This window comes from Pontibacter sp. GD7, assembly GCF_058216375.1.
This window is the reverse complement of record NZ_JBYZMP010000010.1, coordinates 1-19,419: the sequence shown is the minus strand read 5'-3', so window position 1 is coordinate 19,419 and position 19,419 is coordinate 1. Positions and strand designations below refer to the sequence as shown.

18 protein-coding genes and 1 tRNA gene are annotated in these 19,419 nt (G+C 46.5%); 14 read left to right on the top strand and 5 right to left on the bottom strand.

The window, feature by feature from the left end:
• Nucleotides 1–4: 4 nt before the first annotated feature.
• Together AC4BAP_RS14865 and AC4BAP_RS14860 are read right to left on the bottom strand one after the other, a co-directional pair.
• Nucleotides 5–1,843: an ABC transporter ATP-binding protein gene (locus AC4BAP_RS14865; protein WP_490583455.1), complete on the bottom strand. Its 1,839-nt coding sequence runs from the start codon at nt 1,841–1,843 to the stop codon at nt 5–7.
• Nucleotides 1,844–2,432: 589 nt separating this feature from the next.
• Nucleotides 2,433–4,100 (bottom strand): hypothetical protein, encoded by a 1,668-nt coding sequence (locus AC4BAP_RS14860; protein WP_490583454.1) that lies wholly within the window; start codon nt 4,098–4,100, stop codon nt 2,433–2,435.
• A gap of 114 nt (nt 4,101–4,214) precedes the next feature.
• Here AC4BAP_RS14860 and AC4BAP_RS14855 point away from each other — a divergent pair, with 114 nt between their 5' ends.
• The 3 genes from AC4BAP_RS14855 to AC4BAP_RS14845 all read left to right on the top strand — a co-directional run bounded on the left by AC4BAP_RS14855 (nt 4,215) and on the right by AC4BAP_RS14845 (nt 6,418).
• Complete coding sequence (locus tag AC4BAP_RS14855) at nt 4,215–5,156, top strand: GNAT family N-acetyltransferase (protein ID WP_490583453.1); 942 nt, start codon at nt 4,215–4,217, stop codon at nt 5,154–5,156.
• Nucleotides 5,129–5,785, top strand: a complete 657-nt coding sequence (gene upp, locus AC4BAP_RS14850) for a uracil phosphoribosyltransferase (RefSeq protein WP_490583452.1) — start codon at nt 5,129–5,131, stop codon at nt 5,783–5,785. The genes AC4BAP_RS14855 and upp overlap by 28 nt, the downstream gene beginning before the upstream one ends.
• A 174-nt stretch (nt 5,786–5,959) precedes the next feature.
• Complete coding sequence (locus tag AC4BAP_RS14845) at nt 5,960–6,418, top strand: hypothetical protein (RefSeq protein WP_490583451.1); 459 nt, start codon at nt 5,960–5,962, stop codon at nt 6,416–6,418.
• Nucleotides 6,419–6,741: 323 nt separating this feature from the next.
• On the opposite strand, the gene AC4BAP_RS14840 is transcribed toward AC4BAP_RS14845, so the two are convergent.
• On the bottom strand, nt 6,742–8,100 hold the full coding sequence (locus AC4BAP_RS14840) for a DEAD/DEAH box helicase (RefSeq protein ID WP_490583450.1): 1,359 nt from the start codon (nt 8,098–8,100) through the stop codon (nt 6,742–6,744).
• 134 nt (nt 8,101–8,234) lie between these two features.
• Between AC4BAP_RS14840 and AC4BAP_RS14835 the strand changes: the two genes are divergently transcribed.
• The 6 genes from AC4BAP_RS14835 (at nt 8,235) to AC4BAP_RS14810 (ending at nt 13,059) form a co-directional block, all read left to right on the top strand.
• The gene (locus AC4BAP_RS14835; RefSeq protein ID WP_490583449.1) at nt 8,235–9,569 is read left to right on the top strand and encodes a dihydroorotase; all 1,335 of its coding nucleotides are present in this window, start codon (nt 8,235–8,237) and stop codon (nt 9,567–9,569) included.
• A gap of 2 nt (nt 9,570–9,571) precedes the next feature.
• Complete coding sequence (locus AC4BAP_RS14830) at nt 9,572–9,940, top strand: DUF6980 family protein (protein ID WP_490583448.1); 369 nt, start codon at nt 9,572–9,574, stop codon at nt 9,938–9,940.
• Between the two features lie 253 nt (nt 9,941–10,193).
• A tRNA-His gene (locus AC4BAP_RS14825) sits at nt 10,194–10,270 on the top strand.
• A gap of 136 nt (nt 10,271–10,406) precedes the next feature.
• On the top strand, nt 10,407–11,330 hold the full coding sequence (locus AC4BAP_RS14820) for a PfkB family carbohydrate kinase (protein WP_490583447.1): 924 nt from the start codon (nt 10,407–10,409) through the stop codon (nt 11,328–11,330).
• Between the two features lie 152 nt (nt 11,331–11,482).
• A complete protein-coding gene (locus AC4BAP_RS14815) occupies nt 11,483–11,683 on the top strand; it encodes a hypothetical protein (protein WP_490583446.1) in 201 nt (66 codons plus the stop codon).
• A 137-nt stretch (nt 11,684–11,820) separates the two neighbouring features.
• Entirely contained in the window at nt 11,821–13,059 is a 1,239-nt protein-coding gene (locus AC4BAP_RS14810; protein WP_490583445.1) for an NAD(P)/FAD-dependent oxidoreductase, read from the top strand.
• A gap of 141 nt (nt 13,060–13,200) precedes the next feature.
• Here the strand turns inward: AC4BAP_RS14810 and AC4BAP_RS14805 are convergent, their stop codons facing one another.
• Entirely contained in the window at nt 13,201–14,916 is a 1,716-nt protein-coding gene (locus tag AC4BAP_RS14805; RefSeq protein WP_490583444.1) for a M61 family metallopeptidase, read from the bottom strand.
• Between the two features lie 216 nt (nt 14,917–15,132).
• Here AC4BAP_RS14805 and rpmH point away from each other — a divergent pair, with 216 nt between their 5' ends.
• The 5 genes from rpmH (at nt 15,133) to AC4BAP_RS14780 (ending at nt 18,791) form a co-directional block, all read left to right on the top strand.
• Nucleotides 15,133–15,294, top strand: coding sequence for a 50S ribosomal protein L34 (gene rpmH / locus AC4BAP_RS14800; protein ID WP_162347583.1), 162 nt, complete (start codon nt 15,133–15,135; stop codon nt 15,292–15,294).
• Nucleotides 15,295–15,337: 43 nt separating this feature from the next.
• The gene (locus AC4BAP_RS14795) at nt 15,338–15,748 is read left to right on the top strand and encodes a ribonuclease P protein component (RefSeq protein WP_490583443.1); all 411 of its coding nucleotides are present in this window, start codon (nt 15,338–15,340) and stop codon (nt 15,746–15,748) included.
• Nucleotides 15,749–15,776: 28 nt separating this feature from the next.
• The gene (locus tag AC4BAP_RS14790) at nt 15,777–17,426 is read left to right on the top strand and encodes a S41 family peptidase (protein ID WP_490583442.1); all 1,650 of its coding nucleotides are present in this window, start codon (nt 15,777–15,779) and stop codon (nt 17,424–17,426) included.
• A 139-nt stretch (nt 17,427–17,565) separates the two neighbouring features.
• On the top strand, nt 17,566–18,267 hold the full coding sequence (tsaB, locus tag AC4BAP_RS14785; protein WP_490583441.1) for a tRNA (adenosine(37)-N6)-threonylcarbamoyltransferase complex dimerization subunit type 1 TsaB: 702 nt from the start codon (nt 17,566–17,568) through the stop codon (nt 18,265–18,267).
• Nucleotides 18,268–18,278: 11 nt separating this feature from the next.
• A complete protein-coding gene (locus tag AC4BAP_RS14780; RefSeq protein ID WP_490583440.1) occupies nt 18,279–18,791 on the top strand; it encodes a DUF2480 family protein in 513 nt (170 codons plus the stop codon).
• 353 nt (nt 18,792–19,144) lie between these two features.
• On the opposite strand, the gene AC4BAP_RS14775 is transcribed toward AC4BAP_RS14780, so the two are convergent.
• Nucleotides 19,145–19,419: hypothetical protein (locus AC4BAP_RS14775; RefSeq protein ID WP_490583439.1), on the bottom strand; the 275-nt coding region annotated here is incomplete at its 5' end.

Below are 19,419 nucleotides of genomic sequence, written 5' to 3'. Positions count from 1 at the left end.
TCCGTTATGTGGCAAGCTGCATCTGAGTAAGTTTGGCGTAAAGTCCGCTGTGTTGCTGCAACTCTTCGTGGGTGCCTCGCTCTATAATGCGTCCATCTTGCAGCACCAGAATCTCATCCGCGTGCTGAATGGTGCTTAACCTGTGCGCGATCACGATGGAGGTCCTGTTCTTCATCAGGTTGGTAAGGGCCTCCTGCACCAGTTTCTCCGACTCCGTGTCCAGGGCCGAAGTAGCCTCATCGAGTATAAGTATAGGCGGGTTTTTAAGTATGGCCCGGGCTATACTTAAGCGCTGGCGCTGGCCCCCCGACAACTTACTGCCACGGTCTCCGATCACAGTCTGGTAACCATTCTCACTGTTCATGATAAAGTCGTGGGCATTGGCGATCTTGGCTGCGGCTATAACCTCCTCCATGGTGGCATCGGTCTTGTTAAAAGCGATGTTGTTGAAGATGGTATCATTGAAAAGTATGGACTCCTGCGTTACTACCCCCATTTTATCACGCACCGACTCCATGGTATAGTTGCGGATGTCATGTCCGTCGATAAGTATGGCGCCGGAAGTTGGGTCGTAGAAGCGCGGTATAAGATCTGCCAGCGTAGACTTGCCGCCACCCGATGGTCCGACCAATGCTATCGTCTTGCCTTTCTCGATGGTGAAGTTGATATCTTTCAGGACCATTTTGTCTCCGTAGCCAAAGCTAACATCGATGAACTCGATCTGATGCTCAAACTCAGGAAGAACCTGTGCATTTGGCTTGTTTTTGATCTTTGGTTCTGTATCAATTACCTGCAACACCCTGTCACCGGACACCAGGCCACGCTGTATGTTACTAAAAGATGCAGACATGGCCTTAGCCGGTACCAGTACCTGCGAGAACAGGATGATATAGGTGATAAACTCTGCCGGTGCAAGCTCTGATTGCTGGTTCAGTACCAGGTTACCGCCATAGTATAAAAGGCCGGCCACCACGGTTACACCCAGAAACTCCGACAGCGGAGATGCCAGGTCGCGCTTGTTGGCAATGGAACGCTGAATACGGGCATAGCGGTCATTCTGGTCGTGGAACTTGTTAAGTATGAATGGCTCAGCGTTGAATGCTTTAATTACACGCATGCCACTAAGCGTTTCGTCTATAATAGTAAGTATAAAACTAAGAGAATCCTGGCCCTGCTGCGCTTTGCGCTTTAGCCGCTTAGAGATACCTGCAATTACCCCACCCGACAGCGGAAGAAGTATAAGCGTAAACAGTGTGAGTTTAACCGACATGGTAAACAGTACCGCGAAAAATGCGATAATGGCAATCGGCTCCCGTACAACTACGGTTAAGGTGCTTACCACAGAGCTTTCCACTTCCTGAATGTCCACGGTAAGGCGTGTCATCAGGTCGCCTTTGCGCTCATTGGAGAAGTAGCCAAGCTGCAGCTCTGTTACACGCTGGTAAACGGCATGGCGCATTTTCTTAACTACATGTGCCCTCAACTCACCCACAATCCGGAAAGCCAGGTAGCGGAACAGGTTGGCCAGGAAAATGGAGATGATCACCACGATACAAACAAAAAGCAAAGCGCCCTCACGGCCATGCTCCAGTATAACCTGCCCGAAGTAGTAGTTAAAGAAATCGGTGAAAAAGCTCAGGCTGAAATCGAACTCAGGACGCTGTGCCACCATAGTGGACGCCTCTTCGGAGCCAACCTGTGCAAAGAGCACGTTCAGCAACGGAATGATCAGCGTGAAGTTGAAAATGCCGAAAATGATGCCGAGCACCGTGTAAATAGTATAAAGGGGTACAAACCTGCTGTAAGGCTTGGCAAACTGTAGTATGCGAAGGTATGTCTTCATGGGTGTTTTACTTGTTGCGGTCAGGTCACCTGCATATGGCATTGGAGCTTATCCGCAACTATAGCCGCCACAGTGTGTACTGCAGCCGCAAATATTCTGATTATGTTATACTTAGGTTAAAAAGGAGAGGCCCTGCCTGATCCGGCGCAAAGATACTTAATAAAAGTTTTAGAAGTTCGTTATTCGTTATTGGTTGTTAGTTATTCGTTGTTCGATTTGTAGAATCGGGATCGTTATTGGTTGTTAGAATTGTAGAGACGGGATTTCGTTATTGGTTGCTGGTTATTTGTTGTTGGAATTGTAGAGACGCAATATTTTGCGTCTTTTCAGCTACAGGGCAGTTCGTATCGTTATTCGTTGTTGGTTATTCTTTATTTGGTTGTAGAGACGCAACACTTTGCGTCTTGCCAGCTACAGAGAAGTTTGTTTAACTATTGGTTAGAGGCTATTCAGAGAAGCTATTTTACGTCTTGCTTAAGAAATAATAACATGCATCAAGTGCAGGGTACTCTAAACAGGCTCTACATAAAAGCAAAGAGGCAGAAAGTTTATTTCCTGCCTCTCTGCCTGTGATTATACTTTGTAAGCCTTAAAACTCATGCAGCCTTTGCGGTATGTTCCAGCGGAAGGCGAAGGAGGCAAATGTGGTGTTTCTGTCTAGTCGGCCTTCTTCTGCATCTGTTTTACGGATAATACCTTTCAGGTCCAGAAACATGTTGTGGCGCAGCTGGTACGTAGCTGTAAAGTCAAGGTGCAGCTGGTTTGTGGTAATACCCTGCCCGATCTCGTTGCCATAGTCAGAAACGCGCTTGGTATAAGGCAATAGCACATTGTTGCCATAGTTAAGCGTATCGCCATTTGCAATTATATCCTGACCGAAGCGGGTAGCAATGGCTTTGCCAGTCAGCATCAGGCGCGGGATCGGCTGGTAGTAGACAATGCCGATAAACTCAGCCAGGTTGGCACCCATGGGGTGTGCAAGCGGCTGACGATAATGCTGGTAGTTGCTTACAGAGCTGCGGTGCTGGTAAGTATAAGGTCTGATGATGTTTATTTCCCCTTGCAGGTCCAGGTTGCTCAAGCCAAACACGTCGATGTACTTGGCGCCTAGCTGGCCAGCTTGTTTGTTTGCCCACCAGCCATTACCGCCTTTTACTTCGTTCAGCACAAACTCATCCAGTTGCAACTGGCCATACAACTGCAAGCGGTTAAGTATATTCCAGCGGAAATCTGCTCCCAGCATGGCGTTGTCTTCACTGCCCAGGGCCTGCTCTATGGCTCTGTAGAAAATAATCGGGTTAAGATACTGCAGCTCGAACCGGCCTTTATCACGTGCAAAGATCACTTGTTCAAATACGCCGACATTAAAATTGTCGGTCACGTTTATGCCCAGGCGGTGCAGTGCCATGTATTTTTTAGGTAAAAGCCTGTCGCCGCCACCACGCTTGTACTCTGAAATCAGTTCCTGGAACAGGTTCATGTAATGCAGCCTCCAAACGCGCGTATTCAGCTTCAGGAAGAAAGCAGGCGGCGCAAAATCGGAGTAAGCCAGTGAGCGGTAACCATCGCCAATAAAATGGCGGTCGTGGCCCAGCTGTATCTCCACGTGCTTGCTAAGGGCATAGTTCAGGTAGCCGCGTGCCGTTATAAAGTCGTAGCCGTCTTCCTTAAACTTCTTCCAGAAGCCTTCGTGCGGCACAATGCCATCGCGCTTAATACGATCTACCACATAACCCGGAAAGCGTGCCTGGTTTTCGCCGATGAAAGTATAAAAGCCGAACTTCTCATCAATAGAGCCCTCCAATTGCACACCACGGGTATTCACATAGGTCATGTTGTCGCCGTCGTGACCAAGCTCCAGGTGCAGCACAGGGTTTACGCGCAACGTAAAGTCCTGGCTCTCGATGTGGTACAGGTCTGTTTTATTGCGGTAAAAATAACTAAGGATTGGTTTTTCGCTGTCGTTGTTCTCCTGGGTGGTGTAGTTCCAGTTATCGTTGAGCAGGTACTGTGTGTTAAACTCATCAACGGCGGTGCGGGCATTGCGTGCACTGATCTCAGCCAGTTCTGCCACACTCTTACGTCCATAAGGCCGCACTGCGGTATGCAGCGATTGTACCTGGTCGCCATACTTTATCTGGTACCGGTCTATCCAGTGGTAAACGTCACGGTTGTAAGGCACATAAGTGTCCTGGGCTTGTGCGGCAAAACCTGAAAGCAGGGCAATTGCTACGGCGCAGCGTATACTTTTTAACATATAAAAGTCTGAAAATGCGGAGCTTTAAAGTGCGAATTTACTAGAATATAAAATTATTGTTCTGTATAAACGCGGTTAATTTATACTTTAGCGCCAGATAAACTGCAAACATGCATGTTGCGTTACCTGCCACATCACGAGATAAACGAAAAAAACTGGGATAATTGCGTTGAGGCATCTGCGGAGATGATGATTTACGCCTGTTCCTGGTTTTTAAGTATGGTGTGCAAGCGATGGGATGCCGTGGTGGAGATGGATGAGGAGGGCCGTTACGTGTCGGTGTTTCCGTTGCCGTTGGGCAGACGCTTTGGGCAGATGGCAGTGCTGCAGCCATACTTTACGCAACAACTAGGATTGTTTACCACCCTCAAAAGCAGGCACACAAATATAGATGGTTACCTAGAACTTATACCCAACAAGTATAACTATGTATACCTGCAGCTTAACACTCGAAACACCGAAGCTGCCATAAATGCCACTGCACTTTCTATATATAAACGCATCAACTACCACCTGCCACTGCAACCGCCTTATGAGGAGTTGCTAAAACAGTACAAGAACCGACACAAGCTGAATAAAGCAAAGCGCAGTGGTATCAGTATAAAGCCCTTGGATGATATTAATGTCCTGATCAGGCTTTTCCGGAGCACAAAAGGAAAGGAGCTCACTGAGATAAAAGGCAAGCATTACAGGCTTCTGGCTAAAATGTATACGGAACTTAAGGCCAGAAACGCGGCAGAACTATGGCAGGTAGTAAACCTAGATGGCGAGGCCATTGCGGCAGCGTTTTTTATACTTCAGCCAGATAAGCTAATTTTCCTGCTATCCGGGGCCAGCGATGAGGGCCGCCGCACTGCCGCCATGACCCTGCTGCTGGATAGTATGATACAGCGCTTTGCCGGAACAGACTGCATACTTGACTTTGAAGGAAGCATGGTGCCCTCGGTGGGTAATTTTTATGCTAACTTTGGCGCCGAACCCGTAACCTATTTATCTTTAACCCGACAACACACCCCCTGGTATCTGAAATGGAAAAAAGCAATCTCTATATTTTAACGGACAAGCCCTCGCTGGCAAACCACTATGTGGCTGAGCTGCGCAACATACACGTTCAAGGCGACAGCCTGCGCTTCCGCAGAAACCTGGAACGGATAGGGGAGTTACTTGCCTACGAGATATCCAAAACGCTGCCTTACAAAAAGCAGGAGGTAATAACGCCACTGGCCACTACGGAAACCATGTTGCTTGCCGAGCAGCCGGTGCTGGCTACCATACTTCGGGCGGGTTTGCCTATGTACCAGGGCATGCTTAATTATTTTGACAAGGCCTACAGCACATTTGTGGGAGCTTACCGGGTAGAGGAGGAGAACACGGAACTTCAGATCAACATGGAGTACCTGGCCTCTACAGACCTGCACGATAAAATATTGATTCTCGTGGACCCGATGCTGGCTACAGGTCGTTCGCTGGTTAAGTCGTATAAGGGCATGCTGCGCCACGGAAAGCCGGTGCAGGTGCACATTGCCGCCGCCATAGCCGCTCCTGAAGGCCTGTCATATTTACAGCAGGAAATACCGGAAGCAAACATCTGGCTGGGTGCCCTGGACCAAAAACTTAACGATAAATCATACATAGTGCCGGGCCTCGGCGACGCCGGCGATCTGGCATTCGGACCAAAGATTTGACGCTGAACTTATTGCCGGGTGCATAGGTTATGAAATCAGCTGACGGAATGCGTGGATTTTGCAGGGAGTATACTAAAAATACTGGTATACTTATACTTTTAAAATAAACCCCTTGCGTATAGTATAATTCACAAAGTATTTTTGTTGCTGAATACAATTTAAGATAGGTTAGTGGTGGTAGAGATAATCAAGTATCTGTCGGTGTACCTGGTAAGTATGGTGAAGTTTTTCGCCGGACCTGTGACAGGTGTTGCAGTGGGCTTAAATTACCTGGAGTCGGTGTTGCTTACAATTGCCGGTATGATGACAACAGTCATCATCTTTTCGATTATTGGCCGCGCTTTTGCCAAGTGGATCTCGGCACGCCGCAGGGCTAAGAACAGGCCGGTGTTTAATAAGAAAACCCGTCGCATTATAAAGATATGGAAGAGCTTTGGCGTGGCCGGGGTTGCCTTCCTGACTCCTATACTTTTAACGCCCATAGTTGGAACGGTTGTAGCCGCACTTTTCGGTGCCCCGCGCAAACAGATTTTCCTGCACATGCTCTGGAGTGCTATAGTCTGGAGTGCACTGCTAAATTTGATGGTATTTGAGTTTGGCGATATAGCTTCTCAATATATAAAGCTACAATAAAGCAAAGGCCCGAAGCATCAAGTATACTTCGGGCCTTTTTTATTTTCCTCAGAGAGTGCTCGATTATTGGCATTAAAAACCTCAAAGCGTCTTCCAGACCTGAGAGTGTTTTATCCTGTAGCCAGCAAGACGCAAAGTATTGCGTCTCTACAACCAAATAAAGAATAACCAGCAACGAATAACGATACGAACTGCCCTGTAGCTAGCAAGACGCAAAATATTGCGTCTCTACAATTCTAACAACTAATAACTAAAAACCAATAATGAAATCCCGTCTCTACAATTCCAACAACCAATAACTAACAACCAGCAACCAACCCTGGTTACTTTTTCCGGCTGCCTTTCTTCTTGGTCTTCTGCCAGAACGAGTTCTTAGGGTCGCCTTTCTTTCTGCCTTTTTCAAACTTCGACTTGTGCCGGCCTCTTTTCTCATGGAAGGCGCCTTTAAAATCCGGGTTTTCACGACGTTTCTGGCGATCTACCTCGCGGGCCATCTCCTGCTGCTCCTCAAAAGGCGTTTCGAAAACCTTTACTTCGGCAGGCATTGGTTCCTGCGGTATTTGCATGCGTATGATTTTCTCAATCTTGTGCACATGGTACATCTCGGCATCAGTGGCAAAGGTAATGGCAGCACCCTCCTGTTCAGCACGACCAGTACGGCCAATGCGGTGCACGTAGTCTTCGTAAATAAGCGGCACATCAAAGTTGATCACATGGCTCACCATACTTACATCTATGCCTCTGGAGGCCACGTCGGTAGCCACTAGAAAGCGAACTTCGCCGCCTTTGAAGGCTTCCATCGAGTTGATGCGTGTGTTTTGTCCTTTGTTGCCATGTATGGCGCGTACCTCGCCGTACTCACGGTGCTCCAGAAATCTCGAAACGCTCTCTGCGTTTTTCTTGCTGCGGGTAAAGATGATCACGCGTGTAAACGTTTCCTCATCCTGAATCAGGTGCTCAAGCAACTCTATCTTGGTGCGCAGGTTGGGCACGCGGTAAAGCGTTTGGGTTACGGTCTCAACAGGTGTGGCCTGTGGTGTTATCTCCACCCTCGTCGGGAATTCCAGGAACTCCTCTGATAGCTGCACCACCTTGTCGGGCATGGTAGCCGAGAAAAGCAGGTTTTGGCGCTTGCGCGGTATTACCTCCAGCAGCTGACGGATCTGCGGCATAAAGCCCATGTCCATCATTTTGTCGGCCTCATCAAGTATAAGCGTTTTCAGCTCCTTCAACACCAACTCACCTTTCAAGTATAATTCCATCAGGCGTTTTGGTGTAGCCACCAGTATGTCTAAGCCTTTGTTTACAGCCTCGATCTGCGCTTTGGGGCCGAGGCCGCCGTAAATGGCTAAGTGACGGATGTCGGTATACTTTGCCAGCAGCGTGATGTTCTCTTCGATCTGCATCACCAGTTCACGGGTAGGGGCTACTATTAAAGCACGCGGGTTGTGGCCCTGCGCATACTTTACCTTCATAAGCAGCGGCAGCAAAAAAGCGGCTGTTTTGCCTGTGCCAGTTTGGGCAATGCCCAAAATGTCGTGGCCAGCCGATATTATAGGTATAGCCTGTTGCTGTATGGGCGTTGGTTTTTCATAACCGGCATCGGCAATGGCATTTAGCAGCTGTTTGTTCAGCTTAAAGTCCTCGAATGTGGTTATCTCTTTTTCTGCTTCGTCTGCCATGGCAGTAATTTATACTTGGTGTTGATGTGCAAAGGTACGGGAATTTTGCTGGAGGAAGGTGAAGATTCGCTTTTTGGTCAGGAATTGCCAGTTTCTTGGCTTATATTAGCTGCTATATCAACCTGCTTAGCATCATGAAATCTATCCTCATCAAAAACGCCCAACTCGTAAACGAGGGAAGTATAACCACCGCCGATGTACTGGTAAAAGACGGACGCATTGCGCAGATTGGGCAAAGTATAACCGCCGAAGCCGATGAAACCATTGATGCCACAGGCTTGCATTTGCTGCCAGGTGTAATAGATGATCAGGTGCACTTTCGGGAGCCGGGCCTAACGCACAAAGCCAATATCGAGACAGAGGCAAGAGCCGCAGTGGCTGGCGGAACCACTTCGTTTATGGAGATGCCGAACACAGTGCCGAACGCCCTTACGCAGGAACTGCTCGAAGATAAGTATAACATCGCAGCCGAAACGTCGCTGGCCAACTACTCTTTCTACATGGGAGCTTCCAACGACAACCTGGCCGAGGTGCTGCTGACAAACCCGAACACCGTCTGCGGAATCAAGATCTTTATGGGCTCCTCCACGGGGAACATGCTGGTGGATAACGAACAGACTCTGGAAGAGATTTTCGCTAAGGCTAAGTTGCCCATTGCAGTGCATTGCGAAGACGAGCAGACCATCCGTGACAACATGGCGATCTATGAGCAGATGTACGGAGAGGATATACCCGTTAGGTGCCACCCGGAGATCAGGAATGAGATTGCCTGCTTCAAGTCGTCATACATGGCTGTGAAACTGGCCGAGAAACATAACACACGCCTGCATGTGCTGCACATCTCTACAGAAGAAGAACTGAAACTGTTCAGAAATGACATACCGCTGGAGCAGAAACGCATAACTGCCGAGATCTGCGTGCACCACTTGTGGTTCGATAAATCGGATTATGAAACGCTGGGCAACCAGATCAAATGCAACCCGGCGATTAAAGAAGCCCGCCATAAAGCAGGCTTACTGAAAGGCATGCTGGATGATAAACTGGATGTGATTGCCACAGACCACGCGCCGCATACCTGGGAAGAAAAGCAGGCCAAGTATAAAAAAGCGCCGTCCGGGGTGCCGTTGGTGCAGCACTCGCTGCAGATGATGCTGGAATTTGTGAAGCAGGACAAGTTAACTATTGAGAAGATGGTAGAGAAAATGTGCCACGCGCCGGCCATACTTTTCAATGTGCGTGAGCGCGGATACATCAGAGAAGGCTATTGGGCCGACCTGGTGCTGGTGGATCTTAACAAACCTTATACTGTTACCAAAGAGAACACCTATTATAAGTGCGGGTGGTCGCCGCTTGAGGGGCGTACATTTGGGAGTACCATTACCCATACGTTGGTATCGGGGCACCTGGCATTTGCCAACGGCAAGTTTGACGAAAGCAAAAAAGGAGAGAGGCTGTTATTTGATAGGTAAGTATGGAGCTGGAAAAGTTTAAGGAGTTGTATGCCCGCTTTTTTGGCAAAGAATTGCCAGAAGCGGTGCTCAACTCTGAAGAATACGAAGCCTATGCAGAGGCCATACACGAAGACGAAGCCTGTTACAACTGGGCAATAGCCGAAAAGCTAAAGAGCAGAGGATTTAACTCCGAAGGTTACTGCTGCATGATGATGGCCGATAAGGTTTTCGAAAGCCTGGATGAGGACGGAGAGATAAAGTATGACGACCCGGAGGTGATCATCAACAAATGGGATGAAGGCTTTTATGGCATACCAGTGCATGACGGCAGCGCTACCATGGTGGTGATCAACTATTGCCCCTGGTGCGGCAGCAAGCTGAGTAAGTAGCCTTAAAGTATAGCTTAAGCAATAGACGGCATTAGCAGCAGCAAGTTGTATGTTGTACAATTGCCTGACCCTTAGTGCAGTTTGATCTGTAAGGCAAAAGTATGGATATCATTCCTTGCCTGAGAACTTGTTTGTTGCAATACCTAGTACCAAAAATAGCGTGCATAGCTGCGAAAAATATTTTCCGAAAATGCGCCACAGGTATTGCATTGTGTGATTTCGTGCGTATATTTGCACTCTCAAATGAGACACGGTGGTTGTAGCTCAGTAGGTTAGAGCACCAGATTGTGATTCTGGGGGTCGTGGGTTCGAGCCCCATCTTCCACCCCAAGCCCTTGAAGCAAACCTTCAGGGGCTTTTTTTATTTTAATGGTTAAATTGCTTTATGGTTAAATTGTTGATTCAGAGTTTGAACCAGCAAAACCATTCAACAATTAAACAATTTAACAATCAACAATTAAAAGATATGAGCTTAGTAGTAGTAGGTTCGATGGCGTTTGACGCGCTGGAAACACCCTTCGGAAAAACAGACAAGATCGTAGGCGGTGCGGCAACGTACATTTCGCTTTCTTCTTCATACTTCGTGAAAACAGTGAATGTGGTATCGGTAGTGGGCGGTGACTTTGACCAGGATCATATTGCCCTGATGCACCAGCGCGATATCAGCACCGAAGGTGTGCAAGTAAAGGAGAACGAGAAATCTTTCTTCTGGTCTGGCCGCTACTTTAACGACATGAACAGCCGCGAAACGCTTGTTACTGAGCTGAATGTATTAGGTGATTTTGATCCGATCATTCCGGATGCTTACCAGGGCTGCGAGTACCTGATGCTGGGCAACCTGGCACCGCAGGTGCAGCGCACCGTTATTGAGCGCCTGAATGAGCGCCCTAAGCTGGTGGTGATGGATACCATGAATTTCTGGATGGACATCGCGCTGGACGAACTGAAGGAAACGCTTAAACTGGTAGACGTACTTTCTATCAACGATGAGGAGGCACGCCAACTGAGCGGCGACTACTCTCTGGTAAAGGCTGCCAAGAAGATCATGGCGATGGGACCTAAGTTCCTTATCATTAAGAAAGGTGAGCACGGTGCCCTGCTGTTCCACGAGAACAATGTGTTCTTCGCGCCAGCCTTGCCGCTGGAAGAGGTGTTTGATCCAACCGGAGCCGGCGATACGTTTGCAGGTGGCTTTATAGGTTATATTGCCAGCACCGGCGACATCAGCTTCGAAAACATGAAGCGTGCCATCATTTATGGTTCAGCCATGGCCTCTTTCTGTGTTGAGAAATTCGGAACAGAGCGCTTGAAAAACCTTAGCAAAGAAGAAATTGAGAACCGCGTGCAGCAGTTTGTGAGCCTGGTTGCTTTCGATACAGTATTGCAGTAATTTAAGTGCTGTCAAGTATAAAAAGGGAGGCTTTGGCCTCCCTTTTTTCGTTTCATATAAGTGCCCGGCAGGCGATGTGGTTTTGCATTGCTTGTAACAAAATGAGCTTATCAGGGGTAAAACTAAGTATGTACTAATGAGAAACTTGACCTATGAGCATACAGAATCAGAATAAAAATAAAATGGATGAGTTGAAGAAAAACAACCCCAACCAGGTCGATCCAAAAAAGCCTATGGGTAACATCAACGATAGTCCGAACCGTAATGCACTAAACAAAGATGCCACTAAAGTGCAGAACCCTAATCGCAACTTAGCGAAGGGTGGCAACAATACGCCGTATGATAAAAAGTAGGGTGTATTTGTAATCAAAATAAAAGCTATGGAAACACTGAGGAGGAAAGCCTGAATGGTTTTCCTTCTTTTTTTTGTGCCTGCAGGTATTGCTTATGTAGCCATTTGCTTATATTTCATGAGTTTATACTTCTCTGTATGTACAAAACCGATATCTGTATACTTGGTGCCGGTCCGGGGGGCGCCACTGCAGCACTGCACCTGGCTCAAATGGGTATTTCCTGTTTATTAGTAGATAAAGCTGTTTTTCCGCGCGATAAAGTATGCGGCGATGCCTTGAGCGGCAAGGTCGTAAACGAGTTGCGACGCATTGATGAAGAATTGCCGACGCTTTTTAGTAAGCAACAGGAACAGGTGCCGTCGTGGGGTATTCATTTTATATCGCCCGGCGGTCAAAAGCTAAGCGTCCCTTTCAAGTATAACTATAACCGCACCACAGATAAGCCAGCGGGTTATATCTCAAAGCGTCTCCATTTCGATAATTTTCTAATAGAACAGGTAAAGCAACGGCCTGAGATCACTTTCTGGGAGGGGACAGAGTTTGCAAAATATGATCGGGTGCCAAGAGGTGGTTTTATACTTTCTGAAAAAGATGGCGAACCTAAAGTTGAAACCAAACTGCTTATAGTGGCAAATGGGGCGCAGTCGGGGTTTGCGCGGCATGTTGCCGGAGTAAAGCAGGAGCCAGCACATTATTGTGCCGGCCTCCGTGCCTATTACAAAGGCGTTCAGGATCTGGACGGCGACAATTTTATTGAGCTTCATTTTTTCAAAGATTTCCTGCCAGGATATTTCTGGGTGTTCCCGTTGCCGGGAGGGTATGCCAACGTGGGTGTGGGTATGCTGAGCAGTGCTGTCAGCAGGAACAAAATCAACTTGAAAAAAGAGATGCTGCGCATGATTGAGACGCACCCTGAACTAAAAAAGCGCTTTGCCGAGGCAGAATTAGTAGGCGATATTAAGGGGTATGGCTTGCCGCTTGGTTCTAAAAAGCGCAGCCTTTCCGGAGACAATTACATGTTGGTGGGGGATGCCGGTTCCTTGATTGACCCGTTTACCGGAGAGGGGGTAAGCAATGCCATGATCAGTGGGCGTTGGGCCGCAACACAGGCCGCCATGTGTTTGCAGCAAAAAAACTTCTCAGCCGATTTTATGCAGACCTACGACAAAGCTGTTTACAACCGCCTCTGGAAAGAACTGCGGTTGAGCAGGCAAATGCAGAAGTTGCTTAATTACCCGTGGCTGTTTAACCAGATCGCTGGTAAAGCCTCTAAAAACCAAGCGCTTGCCGAAACCATCTCTTGCATGTTTAATGACCTGGATTTACGGGAAAAGCTAAAACAACCGTCTTTTTATTTTAAGCTACTTTTTAATTGAGATACAAGATGTAAGACACAAGTGTCAAGACTTTTTTTCAGGTTTTCATACATACTAAATGAAAGTATATGTGGAGTATGATGGATTTTATGACAACGATCTGTTTTCTTGCGTCTTGATACTTGCGTCTTGTGTCCCAGACTAAAATTCCTGTTTAAGCCATGCTTTAAAATTGTGCTTTTGCTCTTCAGTGGCATCTGCTCTTTTTTCGATGGTATACTTGCTGTAGTAACTATTGCCATCAGGCGCCAGGTTTATACTTTGCAAGTGCTTCTCCCTGAAAATAGTTAGCTGTATTTCCTCTGGTTGTGATGCCAGCAAGTGCTGCAGGTTGTTTTCTATCTTTCTACCATTTAAAGCTACTATTTCGTCATCTATACTTAGTGCCGTGCTGGCGGGTGAACCGGGGGCAATGGCTGTTATTTTAACTATGCCCTCAGAAGCTACCTTAAAGCCATACTTGCGCTCATTAAGTATAGGATTCTCTGTTTCCTTTAAAGTACATCCAATAAAATGCAACGCTTCATCCAGTGCAGGTTCGATGGGTGCGGTGCCGTTAATGTATTGCTCAAAGTATGACTCAAAAGAGGTGCCGACTACTTCGTCAACTAACTGTGCATAATCCTCTTCGGTGTAGCCTTTGCCCGTTTTTCCATAGCGCTCCCAAAGCAATTGCATTATAGTGTCCAGGCTGGCTGTGTGGTTGGTTTGCTGGCGCAACTGCAGGTCCAGGAGCAGGGCAGTAAGGGCGCCTTTAATGTAAATGGATACTTTGCGATCGGGGGTGCCTGGTTTATAACCATCCAGCCACAGGTCGAAGGATGAGTCTGCCACAGAAAGATTATTGCGGCTATAATCTGCAAAGTAGCGCTGGAGTGTTGTGTTCAGTTCGTCGAAATACTGTGAGGCTGTAAATACGCCTGCCCTTGCCAGCATGTAGTCGCCGTAGTAAGTAGTAATGCCCTCTGCCACATAGCCTGTTTTAAAGTAGTTCTCTTGCGCAAAGTTGTAAGGCATCAGCTCAGCGGGCCGTATTTTCTTGATATTCCAGGTATGGAACAACTCATGCGAACTCACTCCCAGGAATTCTTTGTACAAGCTGGGGCTCATAAGCAGCTCGCCAGGGCCGAGGGTAATAACAGTAGAGTTGCCATGCTCCACACCATGATAAGTGCGGTAAGGCAGTATCTGGTTCAGGTAATGGTACTCCTGCACCGGAAAATCCCCGAAAACCTCCAGTTGCTCCTTTGTGTATGCTCTGAAATCGTGTACTATCCTTTCCCAGTCCGGCTGGCAATCGCCTTGTATCCATACATGAAACGTTACCCCGCCCTCGCTAAACGATCTTTTTTGCAGCGATGGGCTGGCAATAAAAGGGCTGTCTGCTAACTCATCAAAATCATTTGCCTGTAAAACATGCTTTTCCTCTTCAGGTAAGCCAGTGGCTATTTGCCAGTTTTCGGGTATATTCAGTCGCACAAAGTATGGTTCAAATTCACGTCCTTCAACCGCCATCAGGCAGTTGATCGGGTTAACATAAAGCTGTTGTTCATCCAGCCACGAGCCGCCAGCATCCATCTGCCGCGCATAAAAGCTATACCTTACCTCAAACGTATCAGCCTCATTTGTATAAACCTGCCATTTGTCTTTTGTTATCTTTTGTATAGGTATACTTTCGCCGTTGGCTGTGGCAGTAACGGCTTTTAACTTTTGTGCGAAGTGTTGTAACTCATACCTTCCGGGTCGCCAGGCGGGTAACTGCAGGTATACTTTATCTGCTTTGTTGCCGGCTACGGTTAAGGTAATATCCAGGTAATGGCTAAGCGGGTTGGTATAAGAGAGTTGGTATGTGATCATAAGGTTTCAGTTACTATTTGGTGATTCATTGTACCGGTAAGGGAAGTTTTCAGTTGGCAGATTCTCAAATTATGATGATACAGCAAGTATAGTTCTGAAATAATATTTAAAACAATCAACAATCAAACAGGTTTTTAGTAAAAAAGTAGAGGTAGGCTTTGTTAATTTCAAAAGGTTGTCTAATTTTGCAGGCCATAATAAAACCATTGGCAGACGATGAAAAGAACATTCCAGCCTTCGCAGAGAAAAAGAAGAAACAAGCACGGTTTCAGATCTAGAATGGAAACCGCTAACGGCAGAAGAGTATTGGCTAGCAGAAGAGCCAAAGGCAGAAAGAGACTAACTGTTTCTGACGAGAAGAGACATAAGGCGGCTTAATCCCTGTTTGGGATTCGCTTCGCTTATTTATTCGTAGCCGCTCATGCATAACGGGCAAGCTAACGAGCCAATAAACGGACAGCCAACTTCCTATACATTTTCGAAAGAAGAACACTTGTGTAGCAAGCGTTTAATCACGCTGCTATTCAGCAAGGGTTCTTCTTTTAATTTGTATCCGCTGCGGTTTATTTATTATACTCCGCAGGATTTGCCACCTGGCCATACCCAGGTACTCATTTCTGTATCTAAGCGCTATTTTAAACGCGCCGTAGACCGTAACCGCCTGAAGCGGCAAATACGTGAGGCTTACCGCCTTAACAAGCAAGTGCTTTACCAAAACCCGGCACAGTGTCCCCGGCTGCTAGGTATACTTTATATTGGTAAAGAAAAAAAGTCCTTTCAAATCATCCAAAAAAAACTAATTTCAGGTTTGGAACGTTGTTTGAGTAAGTAGTCTTACCACGTCCTTATACCTAGAAATTATGTACAAGAAGTCTATTGCTGCCCTCCTTATTGGCGCACTTACCTTAGGATTATTTTCCTTCAAAACTGATTCCGAGCGTTACTTCGAGATAGCTAAAAACCTGGATGTTTTTGCCACGCTTTTTAAAGAGGTGAATACTTTTTACGTGGACGATGTGCCTCCTGCCAAAATGATGCGCACAGGCATCGACGCCATGCTGAAATCGCTGGACCCTTACACAAACTATATTCCGGAAGATGATATAGAGGATTTCCGTACCATGACCACTGGCCAGTATGGCGGCATTGGTGCCCTGATCGGTAGCCGCGATGGCAAAATTACAGTGCAAATGCCATACGAAAATTCCCCTGCACATAAGGCTGGCCTGGTAATCGGCGACGTTATCCTGAAAGTGAACGGGGTAGACGTTAGTGGTAAATCTACCAATGATGTTACCAAGCTACTGAAAGGACAGGCTAACACTCCTGTAAAACTGGAAGTGCGCAGTTACGGACAAAGCAAATCCAGGGTTGTGGAGTTGATGCGTGCCAATATAATGGTAGATAATGTGCCATACTATGGTATGCTGAACGATGAGATTGGCTACTTCCAGTTGTCTGGCTTTACAGTGGATGCCTCTAAGGAAGTAAAGATGGCGGTGCAGAAGCTGAAGGAAATGGGAGCCAAAAAGATCGTTTTTGATTTGAGAGATAACCCGGGTGGCTTACTGCACGAAGCGGTGAACATCTCAAACGTTTTCGTGGATAAGGGTAAGGATATTGTAAGCACAAAAGGCAAAGTAAAAGAGTGGAACAAAACCTACAAGGCGCTTGATGAGCCTCTGGATAAAGAAATACCATTAGTTATACTTACCAGCTCACGCAGCGCATCAGCTTCAGAGATTGTGGCTGGCGTTATGCAAGACTATGACCGAGCCGTTCTGGTTGGAGAGCGTACATTTGGTAAAGGCTTAGTTCAGGCTACAAGGCCGCTTTCCTATAACTCACAGTTAAAAGTAACAACTGCTAAGTACTATACACCAAGCGGCAGATGTATACAAGCAATAGATTATGCGCACCGTAACGAAGATGGTAGCGTGGGTAAGATTCCGGACTCATTGCGTGTTGCTTTTAAAACAGCATCCGGTCGTTTGGTGTACGATGGTGGCGGCATTAGCCCCGATGTGGAAGTGAAACAGCAGAACTACTCAGAAATTACAAAGACAATTGCCCGTAAAGGTTATTTCTTTGATTTTGCTAACAAGTATAAAGCGGAGCATCCGACTATTCCTGCTGCTAAGAAATTTAAATTAACAGATGACGAGTACCAGCAGTTCGTGTCTTACCTGGCTAATAAAGATGTAAGTTATACTACAGCCATCGAGAATGAACTGCAAGACGTGTTAAGCAAAGCAAAAGAAGGCAAGCATTATGATGACATTAAGGCCGAGCTTGATGCCATAAAGAAGAAGGTGTCGCATAACAAGGCAAACGACCTGATGCGTTTTAAGTCTGAGATCAAAGAAATGCTGGAGGCTGAGATCGCTTCGCGCTATTACCTTCAGAAAGGTTATATAGAGTCTACGTTTGATGATGACCCGGATATTTTGATGGCAGTGCAAGTGCTGAACGACCCACAGAAGTATAACTCATTTCTTAAAGTGAAATAAACAATAATAGATTATTAGAGGAGCCATACTTAAACAGGTATGGCTCTTTTGTTTTGTAAGCTGAAGTATAAACCTCAGGGTTTTGTACCTTGGCATGCATCCTGTAATTTTGCGGTTATACTTTTATACACTATATACTATGCATACTCCATTGTTGCTTGCCCTGGAAACATCTACTACAGTTTGCTCAGTAACGCTATATAAAGGAGAGCAGCTTTTGGGAGCTTCCGAGCTGCGAATCGAAAAATCGCACTCCTCTCATATAACAGTTATGATGGAGCAATTGGTATCAAACTGCGGTGTAAAGATGGCGGATGTAAATGCAGTGGTAGTTTCTGGCGGACCTGGTTCTTACACTGGCCTGAGGATAGGCACGTCAACTGCCAAAGGGATATGCTATGCACTGGACATTCCTCTTATTGAGGTATCAACGTTGCATAGTATGGCCGCCCAGGTAATAAAGTATACACCTAACCCAGAGTCCTATTTATTCTGCCCAATGTTGGATGCCCGCAGAATGGAAGTTTATACTTGTGTGCTTACCCATTCGCTTGATGAAGTGATGCCAGTGGCGCCGGTTATTCTAAATGAGGAAACGCTGCAGCATTTGCTACAGGAAAACAAGATTATCTTTTTCGGAAGCGGTGCAGAGAAGTTTAAAGGATTTGCAGCGCATAATCAAAATGCATTGTTCATAAATGATGTAGTGCCTTCGGCAGTTGAGGTAGGAAAGATTGCCTTGACCAAGTATGAGCAGAAAGTATTTGAAGATGTGGCATACTATGAACCCTTCTATCTAAAGGATGTTTATATAACTAGCGCAGGAAATAGCGCAAAATAAAATTTAACACTATGTCTGATATTATAAATAGAGTAGCGCAAAGTGCATTAACCACCATAAACCTGGAAGAACTGCTTCATCCTGGTGAGCGTGTGCTATATGATATTAAGGAAAACCTGTTTCAGGGCCTTATATTAAGAGAGAAAGACTTCAGGGCATTTGTGAAGGAACATGACTGGTCTGTATATGCTGGTAAAAATGTTGCCATCATCTGTTCCGTTGATGCTATAGTGCCAACCTGGGCTTATATGTTGCTGGCAACAAAGCTTGGCGGACAAGCAAACTATTTTGTGTTCGGAGATCTCGAGGCATTGGAACAGGCCCTGATGCAGGAGGCGATAGCCAAAATAGACGTAGAAGAGTATAGAGATGCAAAAGTTGTGGTAAAAGGATGCGGTAGTATACCTGTCCCAACTTATGCATATGTAGAAATCATGCGCAGGTTATTACCAGTGGCAAGTAGCTTAATGTATGGAGAGCCGTGTAGTACAGTGCCTCTATATAAAAAGCCAAAGACAGCTTAGATAAAAAGAGTAAAAAAAACAGAGCAGGGATGAACCAATTCCTGCTCTGTTTATGTTACCACTCTGCGTCCAATAATAAAAAGGTCTAGCCTTAGAAGAAGGCTAAACAAATTTGTGAAAATTTTGGTGCTAATTTTCAAACGGTTACACGCTCTGGTGAGAAATCTTTGGGCCAGCCCCTTGCAAGCCAGGAAACTCTTCTTACCTTTGCATCCCAGTTCGGCAGGGACGGGGCAGTCGGGAGAGTGAGAGGAGGTGTGAAAAGCGCCGCCGCATGGCCTTGAGGGCTGTTTTCCGGCTGGGACGGCCGAAAAAAAAGTTTCGAAAAAAGCTTGCGGATCGGGAAACTCTTCTTACCTTTGCATCCCGGTTCCGAGAGAGGCGCCGAGGGCGGAAACCGGAAAGAAAAGCTTTCCGAAAAAAACACTGAAAAAAGTTGCTGCGAAACGGAAAATGTTTCCTACCTTTGCAGCCCGCCCCGGAAGGAAGTTCCGGTCGGAGAGAGTGAAAAAAAGATTGAAAAAAGTTTTGGATATCAAGTAAAAGATTCCGAACTTTGCACCCCGCAAACGAGCGGGGTTAAATAAAAGAGACAGCGCACAACGGTGGCGCTCAGGCGAAGAGGGAA